Source organism: Serratia sp. P2ACOL2 (assembly GCF_003691565.1).
Lineage (GTDB): Bacteria > Pseudomonadota > Gammaproteobacteria > Enterobacterales > Enterobacteriaceae > Serratia > Serratia liquefaciens.
The window spans coordinates 4,538,930-4,564,012 of record NZ_CP033162.1 but is presented as its reverse complement, the minus strand read 5'-3'; the positions used below and the strand labels follow the sequence as shown (position 1 = coordinate 4,564,012).

At 48.5% G+C, this 25,083-nt stretch carries 26 protein-coding genes; 10 read left to right on the top strand and 16 right to left on the bottom strand.

Going from position 1 to position 25,083, the window contains the following annotated elements; all coding sequences use genetic code 11:
* Positions 1-156: 156 nt before the first annotated feature.
* The 4 genes from EBA31_RS22035 to EBA31_RS22020 form a co-directional block, all read right to left on the bottom strand.
* Positions 157-513 carry a hypothetical protein gene (locus EBA31_RS22035; RefSeq protein WP_122080217.1) on the bottom strand — a complete coding sequence of 119 codons (357 nt, stop codon included), beginning with the start codon at positions 511-513 and terminating at the stop codon, positions 157-159.
* A 161-nt stretch (positions 514-674) separates the two neighbouring features.
* Positions 675-1,145, bottom strand: coding sequence for a hypothetical protein (locus EBA31_RS27130; RefSeq protein ID WP_369982362.1), 471 nt, complete (start codon positions 1,143-1,145; stop codon positions 675-677).
* A gap of 50 nt (positions 1,146-1,195) precedes the next feature.
* The gene (locus tag EBA31_RS22025; protein ID WP_122080216.1) at positions 1,196-1,750 is read right to left on the bottom strand and encodes a hypothetical protein; all 555 of its coding nucleotides are present in this window, start codon (positions 1,748-1,750) and stop codon (positions 1,196-1,198) included.
* 248 nt (positions 1,751-1,998) lie between these two features.
* On the bottom strand, positions 1,999-2,895 hold the full coding sequence (locus EBA31_RS22020; RefSeq protein WP_122080215.1) for a GTPase family protein: 897 nt from the start codon (positions 2,893-2,895) through the stop codon (positions 1,999-2,001).
* A 481-nt stretch (positions 2,896-3,376) separates the two neighbouring features.
* On the opposite strand from EBA31_RS22020, the gene EBA31_RS22015 reads away from it, so the two are divergent.
* The gene (locus tag EBA31_RS22015; protein ID WP_122080214.1) at positions 3,377-4,009 is read left to right on the top strand and encodes an inovirus Gp2 family protein; all 633 of its coding nucleotides are present in this window, start codon (positions 3,377-3,379) and stop codon (positions 4,007-4,009) included.
* Positions 4,010-4,124: 115 nt separating this feature from the next.
* Entirely contained in the window at positions 4,125-4,340 is a 216-nt protein-coding gene (locus EBA31_RS22010) for an AlpA family transcriptional regulator (RefSeq protein WP_122080213.1), read from the top strand.
* Between the two features lie 796 nt (positions 4,341-5,136).
* On the opposite strand, the gene EBA31_RS22005 is transcribed toward EBA31_RS22010, so the two are convergent.
* The 12 genes from EBA31_RS22005 to EBA31_RS21950 all read right to left on the bottom strand — a co-directional run bounded on the left by EBA31_RS22005 (position 5,137) and on the right by EBA31_RS21950 (position 17,657).
* A complete protein-coding gene (locus tag EBA31_RS22005; RefSeq protein ID WP_122080212.1) occupies positions 5,137-6,726 on the bottom strand; it encodes a YfjI family protein in 1,590 nt (529 codons plus the stop codon).
* Positions 6,727-6,931: 205 nt separating this feature from the next.
* Positions 6,932-7,330, bottom strand: a complete 399-nt coding sequence (locus EBA31_RS22000) for a DJ-1/PfpI family protein (protein WP_162302919.1) — start codon at positions 7,328-7,330, stop codon at positions 6,932-6,934.
* A gap of 26 nt (positions 7,331-7,356) precedes the next feature.
* On the bottom strand, positions 7,357-7,953 hold the full coding sequence (locus tag EBA31_RS21995) for a TetR/AcrR family transcriptional regulator (RefSeq protein ID WP_122080210.1): 597 nt from the start codon (positions 7,951-7,953) through the stop codon (positions 7,357-7,359).
* A gap of 435 nt (positions 7,954-8,388) precedes the next feature.
* Positions 8,389-8,919 (bottom strand): type II toxin-antitoxin system RelB/DinJ family antitoxin, encoded by a 531-nt coding sequence (locus EBA31_RS21990; protein WP_122080209.1) that lies wholly within the window; start codon positions 8,917-8,919, stop codon positions 8,389-8,391.
* A 53-nt stretch (positions 8,920-8,972) separates the two neighbouring features.
* Complete coding sequence (locus EBA31_RS21985) at positions 8,973-10,040, bottom strand: fimbrial protein (RefSeq protein ID WP_122080208.1); 1,068 nt, start codon at positions 10,038-10,040, stop codon at positions 8,973-8,975.
* A 21-nt stretch (positions 10,041-10,061) separates the two neighbouring features.
* The gene (locus EBA31_RS21980; protein ID WP_122080207.1) at positions 10,062-12,572 is read right to left on the bottom strand and encodes a fimbria/pilus outer membrane usher protein; all 2,511 of its coding nucleotides are present in this window, start codon (positions 12,570-12,572) and stop codon (positions 10,062-10,064) included.
* Between the two features lie 15 nt (positions 12,573-12,587).
* Positions 12,588-13,283 (bottom strand): molecular chaperone, encoded by a 696-nt coding sequence (locus EBA31_RS21975; RefSeq protein WP_122080672.1) that lies wholly within the window; start codon positions 13,281-13,283, stop codon positions 12,588-12,590.
* Positions 13,284-13,332: 49 nt separating this feature from the next.
* Positions 13,333-13,917, bottom strand: a complete 585-nt coding sequence (locus tag EBA31_RS21970) for a fimbrial protein (RefSeq protein WP_122080206.1) — start codon at positions 13,915-13,917, stop codon at positions 13,333-13,335.
* A 644-nt stretch (positions 13,918-14,561) separates the two neighbouring features.
* Positions 14,562-16,121, bottom strand: a complete 1,560-nt coding sequence (locus EBA31_RS21965; RefSeq protein ID WP_162302918.1) for an FKBP-type peptidyl-prolyl cis-trans isomerase N-terminal domain-containing protein — start codon at positions 16,119-16,121, stop codon at positions 14,562-14,564.
* A 29-nt stretch (positions 16,122-16,150) separates the two neighbouring features.
* On the bottom strand, positions 16,151-16,540 hold the full coding sequence (locus EBA31_RS21960; RefSeq protein ID WP_238387485.1) for a hypothetical protein: 390 nt from the start codon (positions 16,538-16,540) through the stop codon (positions 16,151-16,153).
* Positions 16,541-16,553: 13 nt separating this feature from the next.
* On the bottom strand, positions 16,554-17,261 hold the full coding sequence (locus tag EBA31_RS21955; RefSeq protein ID WP_122080203.1) for a response regulator transcription factor: 708 nt from the start codon (positions 17,259-17,261) through the stop codon (positions 16,554-16,556).
* A 96-nt stretch (positions 17,262-17,357) separates the two neighbouring features.
* Positions 17,358-17,657, bottom strand: coding sequence for a FaeA/PapI family transcriptional regulator (locus EBA31_RS21950; RefSeq protein WP_238387484.1), 300 nt, complete (start codon positions 17,655-17,657; stop codon positions 17,358-17,360).
* A gap of 670 nt (positions 17,658-18,327) precedes the next feature.
* Here EBA31_RS21950 and EBA31_RS21945 point away from each other — a divergent pair.
* The 8 genes from EBA31_RS21945 (at position 18,328) to EBA31_RS21910 (ending at position 25,077) form a co-directional block, all read left to right on the top strand.
* Complete coding sequence (locus EBA31_RS21945; RefSeq protein WP_122080201.1) at positions 18,328-18,870, top strand: fimbrial protein; 543 nt, start codon at positions 18,328-18,330, stop codon at positions 18,868-18,870.
* An 84-nt stretch (positions 18,871-18,954) separates the two neighbouring features.
* Positions 18,955-19,497 (top strand): fimbrial protein, encoded by a 543-nt coding sequence (locus tag EBA31_RS21940; protein ID WP_122080200.1) that lies wholly within the window; start codon positions 18,955-18,957, stop codon positions 19,495-19,497.
* Between the two features lie 22 nt (positions 19,498-19,519).
* Positions 19,520-22,060 carry an outer membrane usher protein gene (locus EBA31_RS21935; protein ID WP_122080199.1) on the top strand — a complete coding sequence of 847 codons (2,541 nt, stop codon included), beginning with the start codon at positions 19,520-19,522 and terminating at the stop codon, positions 22,058-22,060.
* Positions 22,057-22,812 (top strand): fimbria/pilus periplasmic chaperone, encoded by a 756-nt coding sequence (locus tag EBA31_RS21930; RefSeq protein ID WP_122080198.1) that lies wholly within the window; start codon positions 22,057-22,059, stop codon positions 22,810-22,812. Before EBA31_RS21935 ends, EBA31_RS21930 begins: the two co-directional genes overlap by 4 nt.
* Before the next feature lie 32 nt (positions 22,813-22,844).
* A complete protein-coding gene (locus tag EBA31_RS21925; RefSeq protein ID WP_122080197.1) occupies positions 22,845-23,513 on the top strand; it encodes a fimbrial protein in 669 nt (222 codons plus the stop codon).
* A 10-nt stretch (positions 23,514-23,523) separates the two neighbouring features.
* A complete protein-coding gene (locus EBA31_RS21920) occupies positions 23,524-24,039 on the top strand; it encodes a fimbrial protein (RefSeq protein ID WP_162302917.1) in 516 nt (171 codons plus the stop codon).
* 102 nt (positions 24,040-24,141) lie between these two features.
* On the top strand, positions 24,142-24,561 hold the full coding sequence (locus EBA31_RS21915; protein WP_238387483.1) for a fimbrial protein: 420 nt from the start codon (positions 24,142-24,144) through the stop codon (positions 24,559-24,561).
* A gap of 96 nt (positions 24,562-24,657) precedes the next feature.
* Positions 24,658-25,077: a fimbrial protein gene (locus EBA31_RS21910; RefSeq protein ID WP_162302916.1), complete on the top strand. Its 420-nt coding sequence runs from the start codon at positions 24,658-24,660 to the stop codon at positions 25,075-25,077.
* Positions 25,078-25,083 lie beyond the last annotated feature (6 nt).

The following is a 25,083-nucleotide window of genomic DNA, read 5'->3' as shown; positions in this document are numbered from 1 at the left end:
GCGGGTTAATGGCAACCGTTCTTTATTCAACGGTATAAAGCAAACAGGCCCTGCTCCCGAAGGGGCAGAGCCTGCTGATAAAGGTGTGTCGTGTTGCCGGGTGTTAAAAAGAGGTCAGTCGTAAAGCGGTGTCACTACACTGCAACGGTTTTCGGGCTATTGCCAGTTAAAGGTAAAGTCACCTTTATCGGTCTGTACCGTCAGTTCCAGCGGGCGGCACTGACTGAAGCCACTGTTACTGGGAGTCGTGAAAGAGAGTGTCTGACCATATCCCAGCCGCTTGTTCACGTTTTTCCCTCGTCCTGCCATGGAAATCAGGCAGTTGCCTCGGTTTAACGTGAGCGACTGAAGGGTAATGTCGTTCTCCAGGCTGGTCAGCGTCAGTTCCCAGACGGGGAGGTTGCGGTTATTGATGAGGTACGTTGCTTGAGCGTTCACAGACAACGGGGTTGTGCCGGCAAGAGCAGAGACGCTACCGACGAGCAGTACGGCGGCAAGTGCGCTTTTAATCATGACGGTTATTCCTTATTGATAAATTTCCAGGAGAAGATTGCATACTTGTATGGTGCTCACGTGATTTTTTTCAGCACGATGCAGCACGGCGTTATTCCACCTCGCACTGCACGCGGAGATAACGTTATTGGCATTGATTGTGTTTTCCTTGTGGGCACCCATCACAGGCTGTCTGATTCAGGGATACCGTCTTCGGCAAGCCCGTGGCTGATGTTGTTCACCACCGTTTCCGGATCGAGCTTTATTTCTGCCAGTCGTTTCCCGTTTTCCGGAGTGCCTTTGTACACATCCAGTGACGCAATGGGCTGACCTTCATCGTTCGTTCCGACCGCTATCTGGTACGTGGTGTCACCGTTGTGGACGGTGAACGCCTGGATACTGATGACCTGATTGCTTTGGTACGCGTACGTGGTATTACCCGCTGGAACGGTGATATTCATCTCTTTGTTTTTTGCGCCGGTCTTTCCGAACGAATACGAGACAGACGGGGTGACGATACAAATCTCCACCTCTTTTTTATGGTTTCCGGTCTGGGCATAAAACACAGGTTTTTCACAACGCTGATAATGTGCCTGGCGGAGCGTATCCAGGGTCGCAGCATAAGAAACTGGCGTGGTGGCGAATAACATCATCGCCTTCAGCAGGCACCGGCAGGTGATAATATTGACGGCTTTCATCTTCTTTATTCCCCTGCTTCGGGTAAGACGACATACACATCCCTGCCCCTGACCTCAATGGTCACGGGGTGCTTAATGCCCGTATTCATCAGCGCCTGCGCCCGCCAGAATCGGCCACTGACCTCTTCCTTCATCTCCGTCACGCGAATACATCGTTCATCACTGTCGTCATCCCGCATGATTTGTGTCACCACCGTGCATGCACTGTGCGCCAGCTGATCGACACCGGATTGTGTTTTAAAATGGTTACCAGCCACGGCTGACAACACCGTGCAAATCAACCATACCTGTAACAAGCGCCAGGGTTTCCCCTGACGCTCATCACGTTGGCGCAGATACACCATCGGCAGCAGGAACCACCCCAGTGAAGGGGCCGTTATCTCCTGTTTCATCAAACTCAGTCGGTCGAGCAGCACCCAGACCAGGGAGCACAGCATATAAAAGCCAAGCGCCACCTTTTGTGGGAGGAAGATAGCGGAGAGCCCCCAGATGACCGGAAGACCAATGGATAAGCACCAGGCGTAGGTGTCCTGCTTGAGAAACGGATAAGGTTTCAACATAGTGGAATAGTCCTTTATTAATCATTGAGTAGAAAAACGTTGGGATTAAACGACCTCCCCAGCGAGGGGATCGTATCGGGATGTAAAGAGGAGGGATAATCGTTAGTGATGATCAATAAACCGAAACCGATCGTTGAAATCTATCGTCAAAAACGATTGTTATTTAATTATTGATAGTTTGTGACTATTAAATGGTTATCTTCGATCGGCGAAACAGATCGAACGCATGGCAGGTTTTTAGACATGCATTAAAAGCAGCGATGCCACAGCAGTTTGGCCAGAGAGAGCAATCGATAACGGATCCGTATTAACCAGGTTCTGAGTGTGTGAGACTCCAGCAGGGCCTCTACGCTTTCGTCAAAGATATCCCCCACCACACGGGCAAAGCCCTCCTTAGCTGTGTCGGTCACCTTTTCGGTCCGATACGCCGGCTCCAATTGTCGGGTTACCCCACTGCTGGCTTTATCCGGTAATGCGGTGATCAGGGCCTCAACCCACCGAGTGATATTGAACCCCTCCGGTGCGGAAACGGCTAAAACAGGGTGGACCGGTGTAAATACCGCATTCACCTGAGCCACTTTCTCCTGCAGGTGCTGCTGCTGGCGTAATGAGGGCTGATGCGCAACGGTATCCCATTCCCGGCAGGGGTCTATTTTATCGGCCTGGTTAAGTACAAAAAGAAACCGGGTCGGATTGGCACCTTGCGACACCAATTGTCGGTAGCAGCGGATATCGTCATTCCAGGCACGGTCGTCGGCTTTTAGCACCCAAACAATCAGGTCCAGTCTATTCAACCAGCGCTGGTAGAGACGTGCATAAACCCGGTCGAGCACCGGTGTTTCACCGATCCCCGGGAAATCCACGATAAGCAGGGCATGGTTGGCCAGGCTGAAGGAGTAAGGCTGCACGTGCCGCGTACACCCCCGAACGGCACTGACCCGGGCAGGTGGTGGCGTAAACAGAGCATTGCACAGGCTGGACTTTCCTGCCCCGCACTTGCCCATCATGCCAATCGTAGGCTCATAGTGAATGGATTGCCGTAGTCGACCCAGGATAGTCGCGGAGAGATACGCGGGGAGTAGGGAGAGTTGTTGTTTCAGGATGTCTAAGGCGTGTTCAGGATTGTCGGGCACGAAGGTCTCCATAAGATAAGCATGCACAGCAGCAACCGTTGCTGCAGTCTTCACTCAGGTAATATCGGCCTCATGTTTTTTGGAGATGAATACTCAGTCAAACCTCGTTTGTTTAACCCATTAAATTTTCATGAATTAGTCAGGTTAGCGGTTACGAATTTCTCTTCTATTTTATGTGAAGAAAGTCATGATTTTATATCCATTCAATAACTAACTTGAGAGTGAATCCCCCATGTCTTTTAATAAAATACTGGTTGTCTTTGGCATTCTTTTCTTTTATTGCATTTTTATCATATAACACTATTTGACTGTCGGGTTGGTATTATTACTATATAGAAGAGAATATATATACGGAGAGTAATAACAATCTAATTATTAGTGATGAATGATATCTGCTTAAGTAAATAAAACCAACACAATACTCCCCTTGTCATAAGTTTTATTTTTCATTGAAGAGCCCAATTCTATTGCCCCCATTTAAAAGGAAAATACCATGGAGATAAACCACGCGAGCCTGGGCCCCCTGAACTCGAGGTATGTGACACGCATTCAAGATACGTTATGTAAGGCTCTGAATGAGTACCCGAGAACGCTGGTGTTAAGAATTGACCTCAGACTACCGGATAACAATCTCACTCATGAATACTCACTGGACTCCACGCTTATCACCCGCTTTATCGTCTCTCTGAAAGCACAGATTGACGCGGATTTATTGCGAAAGAAAAATAACGGGAAAAGAACCTTTCCCTGCCGGGTTCGTTATGTCTGGGCCCGGGAGTTTGGTGAGAGTGGGAAAAAACACTACCATCTGGCCTTATTCTTGAACAAAGATGCGTATGCCTACCTGGGTAATTATATCCCCACCGACAAAGGGTATCCTCATAACCTGGGTGTCATGATTATGGAGGCCTGGGTACGAGCATTGAATTTACACGATGACGATGATTATCAACAATACTATCCGCTAGTACACTTCCCTAAACCAAGCTATGCCCATCTGAATAAGACCAGTACCAATTTTAACAATGACTATACCGCAGTCATTAATCGAGTGTGCTATCTGGCCAAGGAGTACAGTAAAGACAGTTCAGATAAACAACGTAACTTTGGCTGCAGTCAGTATTGAGTCATTATTTTATTACGGAGGCAAACCATGTTATGGCGGAGTGCTAATTAATATCATTATCGATAATACACGCACTCCTGTCTTTTACTCAACTTAAAGACAGCGAGATATCGTCATGACAAACCTCAATAACACACCTGACTTGATGAATGATAAACTGGTGGATATGGTCTTCATCACCGAATTTACTGGATTAAGTAACAAATGGTTCTATAAGCTCATCCAGGAGGGGGCATTTCCCAAGCCTATAAAAATGGGCAGGAGCTCACGCTGGCTACAGAGTGAGGTTGAAAACTGGGTTCAGCAACGTATTACTCATTCCAGAGGGTAAATTAACTAACCTGATGTTGGTTAGGATGAATTATCCCCACCATCAAACTGCCTGTAAGCCGTTCTGCGCCCTTAAAGTAAACATCACAACGATTGCCCTCCCCCCCGCTGTAAATGGCTTCAGAAATCCATACAGTGAATTTCAATCGCAGGATGCAAGGGAATACATTGAGCGTGTCTATGATGGTCAGGGGGCAGGGGCTTATAAGTTTCTTAAAATATCCCCATCGATATAAATATACATTTTCCAGCAAGAACAATAAACACAATGCAATCGCGGTTTTTATGGGTTAATTAAGTGTAAATTAAATTATATTGAGAAGAGAAGTAACACCGTTAGATTGAATAAAAGACTGGAATATTAACCATCACCGTTTACTAAAAGAGTATCAGGCTGTATATCCACACCCCATTTCTGATGGTGGTTGGATGTGTTTTATCAGGGAAGCCATAGATAACACGCTTGCTGATAGAAGGTACGTACGGCTCATTACCAGAAACAAACTCGCAACAAAATCCCGCAGGGTAGCACGTCATGATGCATTGGTGATTATCACTTCCATGGTTTACATTTGGTTGTTGTTTGTGCAATGAAAGTACGGTGCATTTACTACATGTGCCGCTAAAGCTGCTAAAATTTATTTATTAGCAGCTTTAGCGGGGCGTGGAGATTTTTTATGATTATCACCCGCGTAACCAATGTGTTGCTCAGGTCACCTGCTTATCGGGTACAAGATGTAAAGTCACATCTTAGGGATACAAACAAAAAAACACAATCACGTAACAACCAATGCTCATCATTGCCACTGTAGTTTCGTGGAGTCATAGTTATTGAGAACAGGCTCAACGCTACTTCTATGATTAATGACATTGCAAAAGTATGGGGCATTAATTGCTGAAAAACTACCGAAACTATCATAACTAACCATTGAAATATGAATCGCTTTGCTCGGTGGGTAAATTATAGTCACTATCAATCCCAGCCCAATGAGTTGATTAAGTACTGGGGTTAACTTGTCTACTTTTCTCAGTTTTGCTGGTCCATACATTTCTATCTCATTCTTTAAGAATGGCTGCCAGGGTTGGAGCTTTATTTCCTGAGGTTGACCTGTTTGTTGGTTTACAATTTTAATGCTTCCTACTGGGTTAGCAAAGCGTCTTTTAATCCAGTCAAATAGCATATATACATCCTGCTGGAGTTGATACTGCTCACTTAATGTATAAAAATACGCACCAGCCTGATTCAAATGCCACGCTGTGATCGTGAAAGCATCGTTTAATGTTGACTCAGAAATGCCATCTTTAGAAGGGTAACTGAATAATGCGGCAATTCTTATAGCTTGATTGTTCGCCTTTGATACGAACTCGGGGATATGCTCCCATGGCTGATTTTTACCGATATTAAACTGGAATTTATTTACTTTAGCTTTAAAGAGATTTTTTGCATTGTCAGTCAACGTTAGCGTTTCTTTAGGAAGACTGTCATCGTAAAAACGTATTTTTTGCCTTTCGAGTAATGCGTTAAACTGTTCAAACAACACGTCCAATGCTCGGTCTGATTTTTCTTGGTTAAGATTTACGTTTCGTTGTCCTATCGTACTCATTGTATTAGTGAATAAAAACCGCGCCAGAAAACCGCTCGAGACAGCACGTTTGCCATTTTTTTCTAAATACTCGTCAAATATTTCAGGTTGAACCATCAGTAAAAAAGTCAAGTATGCATTGAGCCTGATGCTCCCTTCTTTTTTTCTGGTGAGCGAGACGGGTTCATTTTTCCATATTTTATTAATTAACCCCAGATTGTTCTTCAGATGTCCTGTGAAGAACAAAATGGCCTCGTCAGAAAAAACGCCCGCGTAAGGATATTCTCTCAGCCCCTGCACAATACCCGCTGACGTAGTATCCTCATAAAACATTTCAAAAGCTCTGGGTTTTTCTGGCTTCGTCGAAAGGTGTTCCCGCAAGCGCATTTCTTCCTCTTCGCTGTCCTCCCCGTCTTTCGATGCTTTCTGCAATGACCGGTTTAGGGCCTTTTCTATGGATGTCCAGATCGCATAATCCTCTTTATAGGTATTATGCAAATCTTCATACTCTTTTTGCATCTGTAAAACAAATTCATCAAACGGTGCCATGATACGATCGCGTAGGGGGCTTTTCCCCTCACCGGACTTGGCTAGCGTAAGAAAATACAGTGAGCAGGGCTCCACTTTATTACTACCAAAAGGTGAGTTCACTTCAATAAGAGGTTGCAAAGCCAGGGACAAAGCTGCCAAGACCGTACTGCCAATCATTTCGATGGGCATTTGGGTATCTTCATGTAATGTATTAATCACATCACGTAAAACAGAAGGAAATGCGTCGACAGGGTAATTATTCGTATTGCTCATTGTTATTGCTCATTTTTCTGATTCAGGATACGTATTCAGTAGGATAAAACAAAGCGGACATAAAAAGCGAGTGAGAAGCCATTCACCTGTGTTGGTTTATCTCCTACGGCCATAGAATCACTGCATCGTCACCACGCCCTCTATTTTACTTTGCATCAGCCGGCTGGCTCCCTGCATTTGCACCGACCAGTCTTTTGTTATTTATTCAGAAGCATGACGCCGCTTTGGTGACTCTATGCAGGCGTACATGTGGTCCTGAGGGATGCGATGCTGCAGCGAGAATCAGCGATCCGGTGCAGACGGACGTGATGTATTTACTGGCAAGACTTTTTTCCCGGATAAAGGACAGTACTTCTTCGTCCTGCATCATTTCGACAGTGCCAGGTCCGCCGGGGACAAATATAATATCCAGATCGTTAGGGCAGTCGGCAAAAGTGCAATTTGGATTGATGGAAAGGTTGGTATCGGTTTGTGCGGGCTTAATATTTTTCCAGACGAGATAAATTTCTGAGAATTTGCTAAATACCGTTTCTGGTCCGAGCAAATCTAATAGCGTCATGTCAGGGTAGCAGAGCATAGCGATCTTTAATTTTTTGGTGTTCATGTCCATATGGTCCTAAATCTAGTATTTCATGCTGAAGGTTTAATAGTGCTGAGCTCGTGGCTCACAATAATTTTGATGTGATGAATCACGTTTTCCAGGGAAGCGACACTCCGGCTCACCAAAGCTTGCACCAAAGCGCCTTCAATTAAGGTGACGATGATGTCGGCTAGCCGTTTTGCTTTCTCTTCCCCAACATCCATTTTAAACAAGCGGTTCGCATAAATTTTCTTCCAACTTTCGTAGACCTCCATGCACGCTTGTCTTAGCCGAGGACTGACCTGTGACGCTTCGGCAGACACCCAAAAACACACGGGTGTGGAACTGTTGAAATCACACTTCTGGAAAAAAGAGATGGTGGAACGGATAAAGTTCACTACCCCTGTTTCGAAACTAGCGGCACTCAATGCTTGTTCAATGGTTACCGACACATCTGCTTTTACCCGTTCGATACAAGTAAGTGCGATCTCTTCTTTTCCATCAGGGAAGAAGTAGTAAAGCGAACCTTTAGGAGCCCCACTTTGCTCGATGATTTTGTTGATCCCTGTAGCGCTATAGCCTTGTTGCAGAAACAAGCCCATGGCGGTATCAACGATCTGTGTTCTCCGGTCGATGGTACTGTTCATTGATTACATTCCTATATAGACCGATATCTATAATGTGAGTTCAACGATGAATGTCAATCTTGTACACTGATCAAAAATGCTCCCGTCAAAAGTAGGGTTGGCGCGGGTATTAGCACAGCCTCACAACCTGTCTTGCTAAGTCAGTTTGTTTAACATTCATTAGCCTACAGCGGCTTATCATCATGAACAAGATAGACAAGGAGTGTCAGATGAAAAATTTACTATTTTTATTCGCTTTCATATTGTTATCCGGATGTTCCGGCCCTTTAGGCGGAGCGTGGGGAGTTATACCGCAAAATACGGATGTGTGCCCTCAGGGGCGAGATGCGGTCTCTGGTGTATGCCGATGACAAAACGAATTGATAAATATATAGTTTATTGAATCAAGCCGCTCTCAATGAGAGCGGCTCAAACACAAACCTGAACGATGAGTGACTATGCGTTCGTTTCTGCTTCAGCGATCATTTTTAACGCCAGAGATAGTTTTATTATTCCACTATCCTCCAGATAGTGCCCCTGACAGGTTTCAAACCTGACATGAGTTTCAAGAACATAAAATGCTCGTTTAGCGCCGTTAAAGGCCTTTTTCCAGTCAATGATATTTTCGCCGTTTAATGGATATAGTGAATTTTCTATTTGTCGAAAATTGGCAATAAACTCGCGAACGACATGTTTTAACAGATCCAGGTTGTTTTCTGTGATCTGTTCTGCTTGTTCTATTTTCATATAAAAGTCACATAAGGTGTTTTTTAGTAACAGGTAATCCATAAATAAATTGCTGAGCAGGTTGCTAGGTTTGTTAACGTGCGTATTGATGATGAAGGGAAGTTCCCTGTGCTGTAAAATATAATGATAAAGCCCATTGATCGCCGTAGTTGGTTTTATACCAAGGCTACGTAATATTTCATCGACTTCATCTTTCAAGTTCTTGTCTACCTTTACACCAATTTGTGCTTGTTCACCCATTTTAGCATCCTTATTATAACAAATGGTTATTAACAATTTGTTATTTTCGATCCTTACTCATAAATAATGTTTAATGTGGCGTTGGTGTTTATTTTCCCTTTCCCCGCTGCGGATAAGTTATAGGGGAAATAATACACGCCCATGGTCATTGTGAATTGGGCATCCAAGGTGTCACCTGCGTTAGCTTTAAACAGTGAGGTTGCGTTGCCTTTATGGGTCGTAGAAGTTGACATTATTACCGGTGTTGAAGGTGCGCTCTGCTGAGCAAGACGGATGCCGATACCTTTGGCCGATCCTGCACTGGTATCTATCATCACGCTGTTATCTGAAGCCAGCAAATTGTTGCTGGATAAAAACATTTCTATGCCTCTGTCCGAAGTTCCATTCTCCAGTCTGTTTTCACAGCGCATATTCAGGGTGAAGGGGGTATAGCCGGGGCGAGTCTGGCTGGCTAATTGGGCAATGCCCAAACGTGGCAACTGCACCGCCAGGCCGGCATTCTCAAACTGGCAGGTTGTGGCTTTCGGCGTGTAGAGAATAGTTAGCGGCTGCATATACATATCACGTTGGTCTACAGGCCAGCCATTGCCCATCAGCCAGGATAAAAATTTACCTGCCTGCTTGATAGGCCAGGTAATGGTCTCCCAAAGTGACATTCCGCTCCAGTCGGATACCATCATCGAGTTATCAATGTAATAACGATTACTGGCGGTGATATTGCCGGATTTTTTTACCAGGGTTGCCTTAACGGTATAGCCTATATTGAGTTCGGTTGCCGAATGTTGGCCCTTTTCTGCGAGGATGATTTCGCCTTTTTCAGGCGCAGAGGTTTGGATCTTAATCCAGTGTTTACCATCACCAAAACCGACAACCAACGTATTGTTGGCTGTATCGGCGATGGGGGAAAAATAACCCAGTTTGCTGTTTTTTTTAGTGCAATTGAAATTTCCCGAGAATTGAGAATGCACTTGCCCGGTCCATTCTGGCGAATTGGCGCTGAGTTTATCTGACAGATCGATTGCGATGGTGCGTGCGGTTCCTAAAGGATTTCCGTAGCATTTTGCCTGGCTTTCGCCAGCGTAAAGACCGGCGATTAAAATGGATAAATATAACGTTTTCATAATGACCTCAATCACACGGAGTTAGTGGCAAATTGCTTTGTTCACCGTTGTATTGTCGCCGGTAGTCAGATCGATGACGCACTGGCGTGCATTCCCCCGGTTGAGTTTGACTTCGAGGTGTTTCGGCATCTGTTCACTTTTGATATACAGCACGCTGGCCTGGCCGACATAACCGACCGGGAGCCCGGTTTGGTCAACCACCTCAGTACCGAATGGCAGGGGTTTGCCGTCGGGGAGGGTGGCGGTCAGGGTATAAGAGTGGCGCAGATCGGTAGCAAATTTGACGCGATTGACCGCACCATAGAACGGCACGGTATAACCGATGTTATTGGTAATTTCAGCGCCGGTTGCGTCGTTGGTGTCTGAGAGCGTGAGTATGTTTTGGCGATACGGCGTGGCGTAGGGAACCAGTGCCAATCCGTCCCGGTTGGTGATAATGCTTTCATCGCCATTAACCATCAGACCGGCAGCCTGTGGAGCGTCGACTACCGTTAGGGTATGGCCAATTTCATTGGTGGCCAGTAAATCCCAAGGAATAGCGACCAGGCTGCCGCGCGCGCTAAGGCCCGCCTGCCGATAATCACTCGCTTCGCTGTAAGATCCGCCGAGGGTTGAAAGCGACGTACGGTAACTGGCGCTTACTCCGGCCATATTTTCACCGCCGGGCTGATTGGTGCCGGACAGCGTATAACTCAATTGGTTGGCGTCGCCGGATACGCCGCTGACGCTGAGCTGACTCTGCTGGTAATGGCTGTCCGTCATTGACAGGCTGCTGCTTAAATAGGCGGTGTGTTCGAAAGCATTGAAGGGCACATTGATCGACAGATAATACCGGGTTTCTTCCTCATGGCTGTCATTACGAACACGGCTGGCGGATAGATTGTAATCTACTTTTCCGAAGGTGTTGGAATAACCCAGTTGGTATTCGCGACTGTTGCCCTGTTCGGTCCAATAATCACGTTGAGTACCAGAGAAAAATAGTGTGCCCAGATTGTCGCCTAGCCGTTGGTTCAGGCTCAGGTTAAAGGTATTACGTGGACGGGCTGAACGCAGCGCATCCATCGTATTCATATCCAACTGATCCTCGGACCATTCTCCTGGTTGGCCCTGAACATCGGGTTGCCGATCGGCCAGTTGACGATAGCCGTCGTGGGTGTAAATAGCGTCGGAAAAGCTGTAATAGCCCTTGGTCGAATAACGATAGGCGGCCAAGGTAAAGTTGGTGGCGGTGGTGTCCAGGAATTTACTGTAGGCGATTCGGTAGCTTTGTCCGCTTTCACTTCTGCCCGGGAAATGAGCGTCCGCTTGGGTGACATCCACTGATACGGCCCCAAAGGGTAGGTTCCAGCCGCTTCCCAGCAGGTAAGAACGGTAATCGTTGCCGATAAGTACGCCGGCATAACCGGTAACTAAATTGTTGAAGCCGTATTGCAACGAGCTTTGCAAGAAATCTGGACTGTAACGAGTATTACTTTGCTTGACGTTACCGGCCAACAGAGCGTATTTGGCGATCCCCGGTTTCAACATATTCGGCACGGCGGAAAAGGGCACGGTGAAAGACTGTTCACTACCGTCTGCCTCTTTCACGATCACCAGCAGATCGCCGCCGGAGCCGGTGGGTTGAATGTTGTCGAGGCTAAAAGCCCCTGGCGGGACGTTTTCCTGGTAAATCACGTTACCGCTTTGCATCACTTTTACCAGAGCATTGGTTTGCGCTACGCCGTGAACCACGGGTGAAAATCCCTGTTGGGAATTGGGTAACATGTTGGTATCGGAAGCCAGTGAGATCCCCCGCAAACGGATGGAGTCAAACATATTGCCAGGTGAATAGAAATCTCCTCCGGTTAGCGTTGAGGTAATAGATGAAAACCCGCGCTGCAAATAACGGGTATTGTTACGCCATTGGCTGTCGCGGCCGGAATAATGTGAAAAGGTACTGTTATCGCGGAATTGCCAGCCTTCAAGGTTGAAGCCTGAATTCAGCCCGGCGTACAGATCGTCCCGAGTGGCGGTATTGCCGGTTTTAAATTGTGAACGGTAGTAGGTGGTATTGTAGGAAAACAGCAGGGCAGATTCGCCCTGTTGCCAGAACTGCGGATCAACATAGCCGTTTTCCGCATGAATAATATGCGCCTGCGGTACCGACAGTTTCATGCTGAGCGTATCGGTTTCCTGTGTGACGCTGCCGCCTTGAACCAGTGCGTTTAAGGGCAGAAGTTGCATAACCTTTTGCTGTTTGGGCAAGGCGCTGAGATCGATCCCCAACATGGCGGCATCCTCATAGCGCATTGCGATCTGCTCAGGCTGCTCCCCCAGTTGCAGCGGGAAACGGCCCTTCCAGTTGCCATTAACATAGATATCAAAGGTATGTTGCCCAGCGGGGAGGTCTGACTGGCGATAAAAGCGTGAAAGGTCGGCTTCTTGCGACGCCCCTGCCAGTAAACGGGTGTCGAACTCGACAGCCACTGCCCGGTTAGTCAGCAAAATTGACGTCAATGTCAGCAGCGAAGTGAGGGTTTTATTTATCGTCATCGTTGCTTAACCTCATCAATGAGACGTTATGATTTTTTCTTTATAGGCGCCAAGGTCATCAACATATTTTAGCGATAGCCTGTCATTGGCTTTTAGTGAGTGCCGGGTTTGCGCCGTTGCGCTGGAAAATGGTGGGATCATGATGGCATCGGTCAACAAATTCATCTGGTTAGCACGGTCGATATTGGCCAGGGTAAAGTGATAGGGAGCATTATTTTTGACCGTCACAGAGTTACCGCGTGAATACAGTTCAATATGATTGGCTACGGAATCAGGATTGATCTGCAGATCCTTAGGACGATAAAAAAGCTTTATCCGCGACTTCACAGCCAGTTGTAGAGTATTTTGTCCCTGTAGGTTCTCGGGCACTGGTGGAATATCCAATACGTTCAGATAGAACACTGATTCGCGATCGGAAGCGAGCTTCGGACCAAATTTTTTAATGCGTAATTGCTGACCACTGTTAGCTGAAACTTTAACTACCGGAGGTGACAGTAGAAAAGGAACATTGGCAGTTTCCGGCGTGGAGTTCATATCACCATCATCGATCCAGGCCTGGACTAATGACGGGTCATTACCGTTATTGATCAACTGAACAACAACGTCCTTATTGCTTTCCTGATAAATAACTCGGGTGGTGTTTATTACCACGTTGGCACAGGCGTGAGTCGTCACCAGGGCTAACCCGGCTAATAGAATATTCTTTATCATACTTCTCCCGATAGCCAGGCTCATCCGTTGAGCCTGGCGAATAGCTAAATTACAGGTAAGAAATGGTATAGGTCACGTTAGAATGCAGTGCGCCGACTTTGGCTGCTGCAGTATTGGTTTTGTAGTAATACGCGTCCAGCGTGAGGGTTTCCGAGTCCGGATCGGCGCTGTTGCCGAGAATATCAGTTACGAAAGGCTGATTCAGCGCAATGGGGGTTGAGGAGTTGGCGTTGGCCAGAGAGAAACCGACATTTTTGGCGACCGCAGTATCCTGCTCGTTGGCAGTATCATTCAGCAGATATTTGCCGTCGGTGGAAATATTGTCAGCGGAAGAGAAATAGATCTTTAACGGTTGCCCAGAGGTGCCGGAGGCCGGGGAACAGTTAGAGAAAGTGAGAGAAAAAGACTTTTTGTTTTTGATAATTGGCCCCACGGTGTTACCGGCATCGGTGACCGAAATCGGGCTGAGTGCAACGGTGAAATCAGCGCTTTTACCGCCATTAATGGTACAGGTGGTATCGGTAATCGCTCCAGAGAACGAAATAATGCCACCGGCGGATTGATCTGCCGCCAGCACGCTGCCTGAGCTTAGCGTAGCGGCCAATACTGTGAGAGAAAGGATTTTATTAACCATATTGACTCCAAATTCCATATAGAGAGTTATAGGTATATATGAAAATATATATTGTTTTATTAAACCAACAAAGAAACACCAGGTTTCTGTTCTGTTTAATATAGGGTTGGTATATATAAACATGCCTATTTTATTTGACGCTGTATAACTGTCTGAGCATGCAATGCTTACTCAGTGGTATCATGATAAATCATATGGGTTTCAAATCAACATAAACACAATGGTTTTTAATGGGTTGGTTTTGTTTTTTATTTTCTTTAAAAACAAATTGTTATGATGGGAGTTTTATTGCGGTGTCGGCATAATGTTAGTGTTCATCCAGCTAAATCCTGAGGTATAGTTGTTTGTATATAAAATAATATACATTTTTTACTGTTGGTTACTTCCATATTGAGATAATGATCCCTATGACGGTGAACAAAAATAGTAGGGGGCCACCAATAATTAATAGGTGATATTTTCTGCGAGCATGGTGTTTTGACTCAACTTTATTTAATGGTTTTTCATAATGATTCATTGAAATTTTATCCTTTATAAAAATTAGTGATAATGTTTGTGGGGTAGTTAGTTATAACGAAAAAACGGCTGCTGACGAAGGAGTGGGGTCGTCAGCAGCCAATGGCGATTTACCAGAGAACATGAGGCTACCGGGATGGTTCTATAGTGTCCTGCGCCTCCTTTTTTTTCTGTGTTTCGGGGTATATTTCAGCAATGCGTAGTTGGTACACCATGGTGGCGTTGGGCGGTACGCTTGGCGGATAACCTTTTTCTCCGTACGCCAGCTCAGGTGGCACCACCAGGGTTAATGAGCCGTGATTTTTTAATTGCTTCAGTGCGTCGGAAAATAACGGTGGGAACTGCGCCAGAGGTTGTGATAACACGGCACCGCTGGCATCCATATCCTGGATCACTGTGCCATCGGTGAGCGTTTCTTTTATTATCACGTCCAGGGTGGCACCGGTAGGGATCGGCGTGTCGCCAGTATAGTCAATGCGATACCAGGCTCCGGAAGCGGTGGTTTTGACCCGTTTATCTTTTTTGAAATTGCTCAGGTAGGCGTTGCCCTGTTTTGCTTGAGTTGACAGCACCTTATCCCTGGCCTTTGTCACCTGTTGCTCTGAGTCAGAGAGTGCGCGATTGAGCGCTTCATCATCCAGTTGTCGCTGCCCGGAGAAGGTGTCAGTCAGCCCGGCCAGCAACACCTGCTTATCGATTTGTACCCCCCATTTTTGGCGTTCATCCCTCATTTGCAACATCTCTTCACCCAGTGAAATGCCAGCAGCGTATGCCTGACGCACTGCGGGCTGTTTCATTCGGTCTGCCGGAATTTTTAAGGGGGCTGTCTTTTGTAAAGCTCCAAGCTCGGCCTTCAGATTGGCGACCTCGGCGACTTGCCCATCCAGTTCGGATTGCAGGGTATGGCGCTGTTGCTGCAGTTCATTATGCTGCTTTTGCGTTTGCGCCTGTGTTTCACGCAGTTCAGCCTCAGTGGTTTTCAATCTAGCCAGCTGCGCTTTAACATTTTCGCTGGCGGCGGTCAGCGTTTGGTTGCTTTTCTGTGCTTCAGACAAGTGGGTTTGCAGCGTAGCCTTGTCCTGCTCGGCTTGTTGTAACTGAGCGGTAAGACTGCTCCTCGCTTCGATTGCAGACTTTTTACTTTGTGCCTTCACGGTGGCAAGCTGATTGTTAAGCAAAAGGTTTTCCGTACGCAGGTTTTTCTCGGCTGCCTGCGCCAGTGACATTTGCTGCTGCGTCTGCCGCAACCGTTCTTTCACCTGAACTTCTTCTGGCGTTAACGATAGTGCTTTACGTACCCCCTGAGCTAACTTTCTTAACGCCTGAACATCAAGTGCTGTTTGAGGAGCAGGCGCCGTGCTCGCCCGATTTTTATCCAGCGTACTGATTTGTTGCTCAAGCCGCGCAATAGTGTTCTGCAGACGTCGTATCTTGGCGTCTTTCGTTTGCCAGCTTGTGGCAACGGCAGTGTTTTCCCGCGTTGCGGCTTTATTGGCGGTTTTTTTTGCCTGGTTGCTAATGGTTTTTTCCACCGGTTTGGTTACCGGCGGAACCGCGTCGGTAGATTGTTGCTGGTACTGTTCGGCAAACTGCAACAAGGCGGGCACCCCAGCTTGCGGTGCGGCTTGAAGGGGGCAGGAGGTGAGCAGACCGAGAGCTATTAGGATCACAGACAGCGGCGGCAGCAAGCTGGGCTGAGTTTGTGCAACGACATGACTCATGGTGCTCCACCCTGCTCAGCCAATTTATTGAGAACGTTTTGATTGATTTGTGAACAAAGTAAATTGACACGATAACGGTATAACGCGTCCACGGTGTCCTGCGTGTTTTCATTGACGTTGGTGCGCAGACCAGCGTACTGGGCGGCACCACGCATCAGCTGATCAAAGCTGCGTTGGAGTCCTGGGTAGCTGGCGGCCTGTAAGGTGTTGAGTGCTTTCAACTGCTGTTGGCATTGGCGCAGGCGCTGCACTTCTTGTCCCTTCTGCTGCTCGGACTGCTGGAGGGAGGGCGTTCCTGATGTTGTGGTGCGCACTGGCGATTTGCAACCGTTTAGCGAGGCAGTCAACAGCAGCACAAACAGGGGCAGTAGGGCGATTTTAGACATAATCATTCTCGGGTCAATTTTGTAGTTGTTTGCTTTGCCGATACGGCAGTAATAAAAGCGGGGGATTACCCTGACATAACGAATTCGCTGAGGTATTCCATCGGTGACTGGCTGGCAAGCACTGTGTTGCCAATTGCCCAATGCCACCACGGATCAACCAGTAGTTCAGGTCTGAAGTCCGGGTTATCCCCAGTTTTGCCATGGCATTGCGTTTATGGCCGCTCACGGTTTTGGCACTGATGTGCAAGTAATGACTTATCTCGCAGGCGCGCTGACCATTGGCAAGATAACGTAAAATCTCTACTTCCCGGTCAGTCAGGGAGAGCTGGTGAGTGACTGAGGGACTTTTATGCGCGTTTGGTAGCGTTAGGTTGTGCAGCCCTTGTGTTGCAATTTGCATGGCCCAGCTCATGCTCTGATGGCGATAAAAAATACCATCTAAGTTTTTGAACTGAGTGCTGTCGTACTGGCCTGGCTTCTCTTTGAACACAAAAATACGCTGGTGAGATGGTGTAGTTCGCCGTTGGGTCAGATAGCGCAATCTGGCGGTATCCTGCTCTGCGGCCAGAAACACCATATCGCAATGGTTTTTATCCAACAGGTTTTCACTGATGTGAACATCGACCCCAAGATTGTTAAAATGCATTCTCAATCCCTGTGAAAAACCCAGAGCGAAATACAAATTAGGCTCGACGAGCAATATCGTTACATTCGGTTTCATGTTTGTTTTCCCTCATGAAAAACCAGTCGGGTTAAACCGTACAGGTCTTAGTGGTAATCTATGTCAGGCAACTGAAAAACCTTTTTTATCAGAATATTAGTCATTTCTAGTTGTCTGTTTCATGTCAGGGCAGACATACCAGCGCAGGGCATTATTTATTGGCTGTGGCGTCACTTGTACCCAGCCCTTTTTGGCCATTTTCAGCAATAAATACCGGGTCTTATAGATGCTGAAATCACAATCTTCGGCGATATCTCTTGTACTGGCCCATGTGGCAGGCACGTCTGCACGGCGTAGTTCTTTAGCGGCACATAACTTTATGATGGTCTCCGCGACCAGTTCGAAATCCTCGTGCTGCAATTGACGGGCGGAGGTTTTATTTTCGTGTTCACTCATTTCTCTGCTCACTCCTTTGATGAATGAGATTGTGCGTGGGGTTAACTGGTCAGGAGACCAATGGAAATAATTGTTTTCTCAATAATTGCGTTTTTTCGAAAGATGATTTCTTTATAAATCAAAGGTGTTGCTTGTGTGAGGATATCGGGCACAGCCTTAAAAACACCTAATGTCAGATGATTATATCGTGATTTTTAAATTAGCGATCTATGATGTTGGTGTTTTATTTATATTTGGTTTTATATACTGATGTTGGCTTTAGTTGCGATATTAAAGATCGCCAGTATTAGTTATTGTAAATAAAAGTGGTTTTATATCTCGTATTTATTGGTTTTTTGTTTTTTGTGTTTTCAAATTAATTTCCATTTGTAATAATTGTTTCCGCTGAGGGAGGTGGAATCTCTTTGTTTTTATCTGATTGAATATGTCTACGTGCGTGTTTGTTTTCTTGCTGTTTTATTTGATGCTTTTTGTGAGATTTAATTCAGTGTTTAGCACAAGGATTTTCAATGTAATAAATATCACCACTTTTTTGAGTGAATATTTGTTGTATGAAACGCATTTGCAATTCGTGAATGTGAAAGGGTTCCCATACGCCAATGTTATTGGGGGAGCAAAGTGTAAGTGAATGAACTCGAGTTCATCATTATTAATAACTTAAGGAAAGAAAATGAAATTGAATAAAATCATGATGGCGGCAGTAGTGGCGTTTGGTATGTCTTCTATGGCTCATGCAGACGAAGGCCACGGTAAAGTGAACTTTACCGGTTCTATCGTTGATGCTCCATGCTCTATTACCCCAGAGACTGTCGATCAGACCGTGAACCTGGGCCAGGTTTCCAACGTGGCTCTGAAAGACGGTGGCCGTTCTACACCGAAAAATTTCCAGATCGATCTGGAAAACTGCACCGTAGAGACCGGTAAAACCGTTCAGGTTACTTTCACCGGCGCTAAAGCGCAGGAAACCAATAAAAATCTGTTGGCTATCACCGGTTCTGCCAGTGGTGCAGGTATTGCCATGACTGACACCAGCGGTGCGCTGGTTGAGCTGGGTAAAGCCGGTACTGCGCAGATGGTGCAGAACGGCAATAACACTTTGCAATTCTCAGCCTACATGCAAGGTCTGACGGCTGCTGGCGAAGGTGGCACAGCTATTGATGTGGTGCCAGGCGACTTTGCCGCCGTGACTGATTTTACCCTGACTTACCCGTAATAGCGTCAACACCGGTTATGCAACATGCGGGGTAACCCGCATGTTTTTTCCTTATAAAGCCGAGCCATGGCATGGAGTGCATTAATGAAGCGATTAACCGGTTATGTGGCGATTTCCCTATTGACGGTGCTATTGACCAGTTTGCCAGCAGTGGCTGCATCAGCTCCTGCGGGCTGGGGCAGGGTCAATATGGAAGGCGCTATTCTTGATACCGCCTGTGCAATTGAGGCCGGGAGCCGGGACCAGAGCATCGATATGTCTACCTTGCCGATCAGCCAGATTATTCGTGATGGGCAGGGGCTGACAAAGCCATTCACCATCCGCCTGGTGAACTGCGTGTTGTCCCGTGCAACGGCAGATTTGCCAGACTGGCAGCGATTTCAGGTGACCTTTGATGGCGATGGACGCAACGGGTTGTTTCAGGTACGTGGTGAAGCGCGAGGTGTGGCGCTGCAAATCATCGATGCACGAGGCAATATCGCATTACCTGGGAAGCCTTTGCCTATGAATGAAGTGATACCTGGAAATATGGACCTGAATTATTTCCTGCGTTTAGTTGGTGATCAGAATGTGTTACGGGCGGGTGAATACTACTCTGCCGTGCGTTTTAAACTTGATTATTACTGATAATAATAAAGGGGCAGTAGTTATGGCGTACTTATCTCCTGCGCCCAGGATATTTCGCGCGCGTTTGTTGTGTATTTTTATCGTGGTTGCCTTGGGTGGGGAAGTTATATTCGCTCAGGCAGGGGAAGATATTCAGTTCAATACCGATATTTTGGATTTAAAAGACCGGGCCAATATTGATTTAAGCCAGTTTGCTCAGGGCGGGTTTATTATGCCCGGCACCTATCCGATGGTAGTACGGATCAATGAGCAGGATTTACCGGAACAGCCGGTAGTATTTCGTGCACCTGATAATGACCCTAAGGGCAGTTTAGTCTGTTTGTCTCCCGAACTGGTTGGGCAACTAGGGTTAAAGCCCGACATGGCCGAAGGATTAACCTGGTGGCACGATGGGCAATGCCTGGAGCTCAGCAGCCTGAAGGGGATGGAAGCGCGCGGCAACTTAAGTAATGGGGTGTTGTATCTGAGCATCCCGCAGGCGTATCTGGAATACACTTCCGATAACTGGGACCCACCCTCACGCTGGGATGACGGCATTCCCGGATTGTTGCTGGATTATAACTTCAATGCGCAGACCCGGCGCCAGCAGACGCAGGGCGATAAAGGGTACAGCCTGAGCGGCAACGGTACGGCGGGCGCCAACCTTGGCGCTTGGCGTTTACGTGCGGACTGGCAGACACGGCTTGAGCATCAAACCGGGGCGGGGCAGAGCAACCAGCAAAGCTGGGAGTGGAGCCGTTATTACGCTTACCGCGCCATCCGCAGCCTGGGGGCACGTTTAACACTGGGTGAAGATTATCTCAGCTCCGAAGTGTTCGACAGCTTCCGCTTTAGCGGCCTGAGCCTGAACTCAGACGACAACATGCTCCCGCCTAACCTGCGCGGCTATGCGCCGGAAGTCACCGGGATCGCCCGCAGTAACGCAAAAGTCACCATCAGTCAGCAGGGGCGCGTGCTGTATGAAACCCAGGTAGCCTCGGGACCTTTTCGGATCCAGGACATCAATAATGCGGTGAACGGAAAGCTGGATGTCCGGGTAGAAGAGCAGGACGGCACCGTACAGAAATTCCAAATGGACACCGCCAGTGTGCCTTATCTGACGCGTCCGGGGCGGGTGCGTTACAAGCTGGCAAGCGGTAAACCTTCAGACTGGCAGCATCGCAGTGACGGCCCGCTGTTCGCCATGGGGGATTTCTCCTGGGGCATTAACAACGGTTGGTCGCTTTACGGCGGTGGCCTGGCGGCGGGTGATTACAATGCGGCGTCGATTGGTTTCGGGCGAGATCTGCTGGTGTTGGGCGCGTTGTCATTTGACGTTACCCAGTCGCGGGCAGTGCTGGATCGGCTGGGGACATTAAGCGGACGTTCCTACCGACTGAGCTATTCCAAAACGTTCGACGAATACGACAGCCAGGTGACTTTTGCCGGATATCGCTTCTCAGAACGTAACTTCATGCGTATGGGGGAGTATTTGGAGGCGCGGCGAGACAGTTCTTTGCTCAATCAGAGCAAAGAGATGTACACGGTCTCATTCAACAAGCAGTTCCGCGATCTGGGGGTGAGTGCCTATCTGGATTACCAGCACCAGACCTATTGGGACCGCCCGGCCAACGATCGGCTAAGCCTTTCGGTGTCGCGCTACTTTGATATTGGCGAGTTTCGCAACCTGAGTCTGTCGCTGTCGGCTTATCGCAATACTTACAACGGGGTGAATGACGACGGCATGTACCTCTCGCTGTCGATGCCATTCGGCAACAACGGTTCGGTGAGTTACAACGCAGCAACCAGCCGCAATGACACTACTCACCGGGTAGGCTATTACGACCGGGTGGACGATCGCACCAACTATCAGCTTAATGCCGGTACCGCCCGCAGCGGTGAGTCGTTGAGTGGTTACGTCAGCCACCGGGGTGATTTGGCGCAGGTTAATGCCAGTGCCAGTTATCAGGCAGGCCAGTATTCATCGATGGGGCTTTCCTTACAGGGGGGAGCTACGGCAACGCTGGAAGGTGTGGCATTGCATCGCTCAGGGATGGCGGGTGGGACGCGGCTGTTAATTGACACCGACGGTGCGCCAAACGTGCCGGTACGCGGTTATGGACCCAGCGTGCGCTCCAACACCTTCGGCAAAGTGGTGGTGGCGGATATCAGTAGCTACTACCGCAGCAAGGCGAGTATCGATCTGGACAAACTGGATGAGAACACGGAAGCGACCAACTCGGTGACCCAGGCAACGTTAACGGAAGGGGCCATCGGCTATCGACACTTTGAAGTGATCTCGGGAATGAAAGCGATGGCCATTATCCGGCTGGCGGATGGCAGCACCCCGCCGTTTGGTGCCACGGTGCGCAACAGCAAAGATCAGGATACCGGCATCGTTAACGAAGACGGCAGCGTTTACCTGAGCGGTATCAAGGCCGGGCAAATGATGTCGGTCAACTGGGATGGCCGCAGACAATGCGAGATTACCCTGCCGGAGACGTTGCCGCAGGGCGACCAAACGAATTTACTGCTGCCGTGTCATGCGGTGGTGACTACAGAAAAAACAGGTAACGAATCATGAAAATGAACCAAATATTGTCCCTTTCTGCGCTGCTGCTGAGCGTGGGAGTGACAGCACAACAGGCAAGCGCGGCGATTTCCCTGGACCGTACCCGGATCGTGTTTGACGGCGGAGAGAAATCACAGAGTCTGACGGTGAGCAACCAGAACAAGCAGTTGCCCTATCTGGCGCAGGGCTGGCTTGAAGATGCACAAGGCAACAAAATCCAGACCCCGCTGACCATTTTACCGCCGGTACAGCGCATTGAGCCAGGGGCCCAGAGCCAGATTAAAATTCAGGCGCTGCCTGCCGCTAACCTGTTGGCGCAGGATCGCGAGTCGCTGTTTTATTTCAACCTGCGGGAAATCCCGCCGAAGAGCGACAAACCCAATACGCTGCAAATAGCGTTGCAAACGCGGATTAAGTTGTTTTATCGGCCGGCAGCAATAGTGCCAACCAAAACGCAAATGGCTAACCCGTGGCAGGAAAAGCTGACGCTGACCCGCCAGGGCGACAGCTACCAGCTTAACAACCCGACGCCATACTTTATTACGCTAGTAGATGCGGGCAGTAAACCGGGTGTGGAAGGCGTTAAGGGCTTTGAACCGGTGATGATACCGCCGAAAGGGCAGGCTCCGTTGGGCATTAACGCTGGCGTACTGGGCGCTAACCCGGTGTTAACCTACATCAATGACTACGGCGGCCGACCACAGTTGAAGTTTACCTGTAACGGCGCCACTTGCACCGCCAAGCCGATTAAAGATAGCCAGTAAATCTGAGTGAATGCCTTTGCAAGGAGGGAAAGATGAGACGACAAAACGAAGCTGTCCGTTTGCCGCCGTCACGCCATGAACGGCTGTACCGGTGGTGTTTGGCCGCATTGGTGATGATGGTGCCGGTGGTAATGGTAGTCGGCTGGTTGTTGATCCCCTCGGCACGGGCGGCGGACTGGGTATTAACCGAACATGGTGATGTGGAAGGTAGCAGCGGCCAACTGTGGGTGCACGGCGCGCTGACAGAAAGCGCCTGCCGGCTGGATATGGAGTCCGCCTATCAGGACGTAAATCTGGGTGATGTGGGGACCGGGCGCTTGCAGAATGTCGGTGACCGCGGCACGCCGGTGGCGGTGCAGTTACACCTGCGTGATTGTCTGCGCATGTCCGGCGGCAGCCAGGATAGCCGAACTGGTAATCTGACCTGGAGCGCCAGCCAGCCGGTGGTGTCGGTGAGCTTTATCGCACCGACGGATCCAGACTCCCCAGGATTGGTGCAGGTGCGTGGCGCAAAAGGGATCGGGTTGCGGTTGCTGGACGAACAACTGCGAGATGTGCGCCTGGGGGAGCCTGGACCGTCACAATGGGTGACGCCAGGATTGGCCACGTTGACCTATACGATTGCGCCGGAGCGGACCGCCGCACCCTTGCAGGCAGGGGCATACCGCGCGACGGTGGATTTTCGGCTGAACTATGACTGAGGCGCGGACAATGACACAGCCTGAAGCTAAAAAAGTCGGGAAATTGCTGCTATTGCTTTTGCCTTTGTTAACGGTAGGCCCTTTTGGGCGTGCGGCTACGACGCTGCCGGACATGAACGTGCTAATTAGCGGCACCGTAGTCGCTGCCGCATCCTGCCAGATAAATAACGGCAACGATATTCAGGTGGATTTTGGCGAAGTGGTCAATTCCCAAATTGACGGCGTGAATTACAAAAAAACATTCGACTTAAATCTGAATTGCCGGGGCGGGAGCTCGAACTCTGTACGACTGAAGTTTAACGGAACAGTGCATCCGCAGTTGCCAAGTGCCTTATCTGTTTCTGGCAACCCAGGGATGGGAATACAAATGATGAGCGGGGGCTCGGCATTTGCGCCAAGCACCTGGCTAAAGTTTGACTACTCGAACCTGCCGATATTCTCTGCGGTGCCGGTGAAAGTGCCGGGAGTTGCTATTGTCGGTGGGTATATTGGCGCAACGGTTGTTATTGAGATTGATTATCAATAAGGGGCGACAATGAATGATATTCGGGTTGGACAGCGTAGTTATCGGGCCAGGTCATGTGCTCTGCTATTACTGCTGTCATGTGGGCTACCCCAGGCTAAGGATGTGTTGAATTTTACCGGTAAGGTGATAGAAGCCCCACCGTGCAATATCAACAATGGTCAGGTTATTGAGGTGAATTTTGGTGACGACCTGCAAACCACCCGCATCGACGGTGAGAATTACAGGAAGAACATCGACTATGTCCTGGATTGTCGCGAAGCAGGCAGCAATGCGATTCGGATGCAGATACGGGGGCCCGCAGCTTCTTTTGATAACAGGATGTTGGCGACGGTAGAACGGCCTGAACTGGGGATCTCCATAAAACTCGCCAATATCATGATTTTTTCCGTTAACGACTGGCTGCGGATGGATAGTTCATCGATAAAACCGGCACTCACGGCGGCACCAGCAAAGGCGCCGAACAGCGAACTGCAGCCGGGGAATTTTTCCGCTGGCGCCACCATGGTGTTTGAGTATCAATAAGGGGCAGAAAATGCGGCATACACAAATTTTGCGGGTGGCCTCCGCCTGCGTTCTGGTGGCATGGTTGGGGGGGGACCCGCGCAAGCGGAGGATAACATGCGTTTTTATGGAACCTTGATCGCCCCACTACCCTGCATTATCAATGGCGGACAAGTGATTGAAGTGAATTTCGGCGATGACCTGGTGACCAGCCGCATCGATGGCCGGAATTACCGCAAGGACATCGAATATACCCTGGATTGTCGCAATGCCGGCGCTAATACAGTGCAAATGCAAATACAAGGAACCGGCGCTTCATTTGATGGAAAGGTGCTGGCGACCCTTGAACGCACTGATCTGGGGATTGCTTTGAAGACTGATGATGGCCCGTCAAATTTTTTAAACATTAATACCTGGTTAAAAATTCAGTTTGGCACGACGCCGAGATTAGGGGCAGTGCCGGTGAAGGCTGAGGGCAGCCAGTTGCAGCCCGGAAGTTTTTCCGCCGGGGCCACCATGTTGATTGAGTACCAATGAGGGGCT

Excerpts from the sequence above, each read along its gene's own strand:
- EBA31_RS22035 (WP_122080217.1), bottom strand. The coding sequence starts at position 513 with ATGATTAAAAGCGCACTTGCCGCCGTACTGCTCGTCGGTAGCGTCTCT.
- EBA31_RS27130 (WP_369982362.1), bottom strand. The coding sequence starts at position 1,145 with ATGATGTTATTCGCCACCACGCCAGTTTCTTATGCTGCGACCCTGGAT.
- EBA31_RS22025 (WP_122080216.1), bottom strand. The coding sequence starts at position 1,750 with ATGTTGAAACCTTATCCGTTTCTCAAGCAGGACACCTACGCCTGGTGC.
- EBA31_RS22020 (WP_122080215.1), bottom strand. The coding sequence starts at position 2,895 with ATGGAGACCTTCGTGCCCGACAATCCTGAACACGCCTTAGACATCCTG.
- EBA31_RS22015 (WP_122080214.1), top strand. The coding sequence starts at position 3,377 with ATGGAGATAAACCACGCGAGCCTGGGCCCCCTGAACTCGAGGTATGTG.
- EBA31_RS22010 (WP_122080213.1), top strand. The coding sequence starts at position 4,125 with ATGACAAACCTCAATAACACACCTGACTTGATGAATGATAAACTGGTG.
- EBA31_RS22005 (WP_122080212.1), bottom strand. The coding sequence starts at position 6,726 with ATGAGCAATACGAATAATTACCCTGTCGACGCATTTCCTTCTGTTTTA.
- EBA31_RS22000 (WP_162302919.1), bottom strand. The coding sequence starts at position 7,330 with ATGAACACCAAAAAATTAAAGATCGCTATGCTCTGCTACCCTGACATG.
- EBA31_RS21995 (WP_122080210.1), bottom strand. The coding sequence starts at position 7,953 with ATGAACAGTACCATCGACCGGAGAACACAGATCGTTGATACCGCCATG.
- EBA31_RS21990 (WP_122080209.1), bottom strand. The coding sequence starts at position 8,919 with ATGGGTGAACAAGCACAAATTGGTGTAAAGGTAGACAAGAACTTGAAA.
- EBA31_RS21985 (WP_122080208.1), bottom strand. The coding sequence starts at position 10,040 with ATGAAAACGTTATATTTATCCATTTTAATCGCCGGTCTTTACGCTGGC.
- EBA31_RS21980 (WP_122080207.1), bottom strand. The coding sequence starts at position 12,572 with ATGACGATAAATAAAACCCTCACTTCGCTGCTGACATTGACGTCAATT.
- EBA31_RS21975 (WP_122080672.1), bottom strand. The coding sequence starts at position 13,283 with ATGATAAAGAATATTCTATTAGCCGGGTTAGCCCTGGTGACGACTCAC.
- EBA31_RS21970 (WP_122080206.1), bottom strand. The coding sequence starts at position 13,917 with ATGGTTAATAAAATCCTTTCTCTCACAGTATTGGCCGCTACGCTAAGC.
- EBA31_RS21960 (WP_238387485.1), bottom strand. The coding sequence starts at position 16,540 with ATGTCTAAAATCGCCCTACTGCCCCTGTTTGTGCTGCTGTTGACTGCC.
- EBA31_RS21955 (WP_122080203.1), bottom strand. The coding sequence starts at position 17,261 with ATGAAACCGAATGTAACGATATTGCTCGTCGAGCCTAATTTGTATTTC.
- EBA31_RS21950 (WP_238387484.1), bottom strand. The coding sequence starts at position 17,657 with ATGAGTGAACACGAAAATAAAACCTCCGCCCGTCAATTGCAGCACGAG.
- EBA31_RS21945 (WP_122080201.1), top strand. The coding sequence starts at position 18,328 with ATGAAATTGAATAAAATCATGATGGCGGCAGTAGTGGCGTTTGGTATG.
- EBA31_RS21940 (WP_122080200.1), top strand. The coding sequence starts at position 18,955 with ATGAAGCGATTAACCGGTTATGTGGCGATTTCCCTATTGACGGTGCTA.
- EBA31_RS21935 (WP_122080199.1), top strand. The coding sequence starts at position 19,520 with ATGGCGTACTTATCTCCTGCGCCCAGGATATTTCGCGCGCGTTTGTTG.
- EBA31_RS21930 (WP_122080198.1), top strand. The coding sequence starts at position 22,057 with ATGAAAATGAACCAAATATTGTCCCTTTCTGCGCTGCTGCTGAGCGTG.
- EBA31_RS21925 (WP_122080197.1), top strand. The coding sequence starts at position 22,845 with ATGAGACGACAAAACGAAGCTGTCCGTTTGCCGCCGTCACGCCATGAA.
- EBA31_RS21920 (WP_162302917.1), top strand. The coding sequence starts at position 23,524 with ATGACACAGCCTGAAGCTAAAAAAGTCGGGAAATTGCTGCTATTGCTT.
- EBA31_RS21910 (WP_162302916.1), top strand. The coding sequence starts at position 24,658 with ATGCGTTTTTATGGAACCTTGATCGCCCCACTACCCTGCATTATCAAT.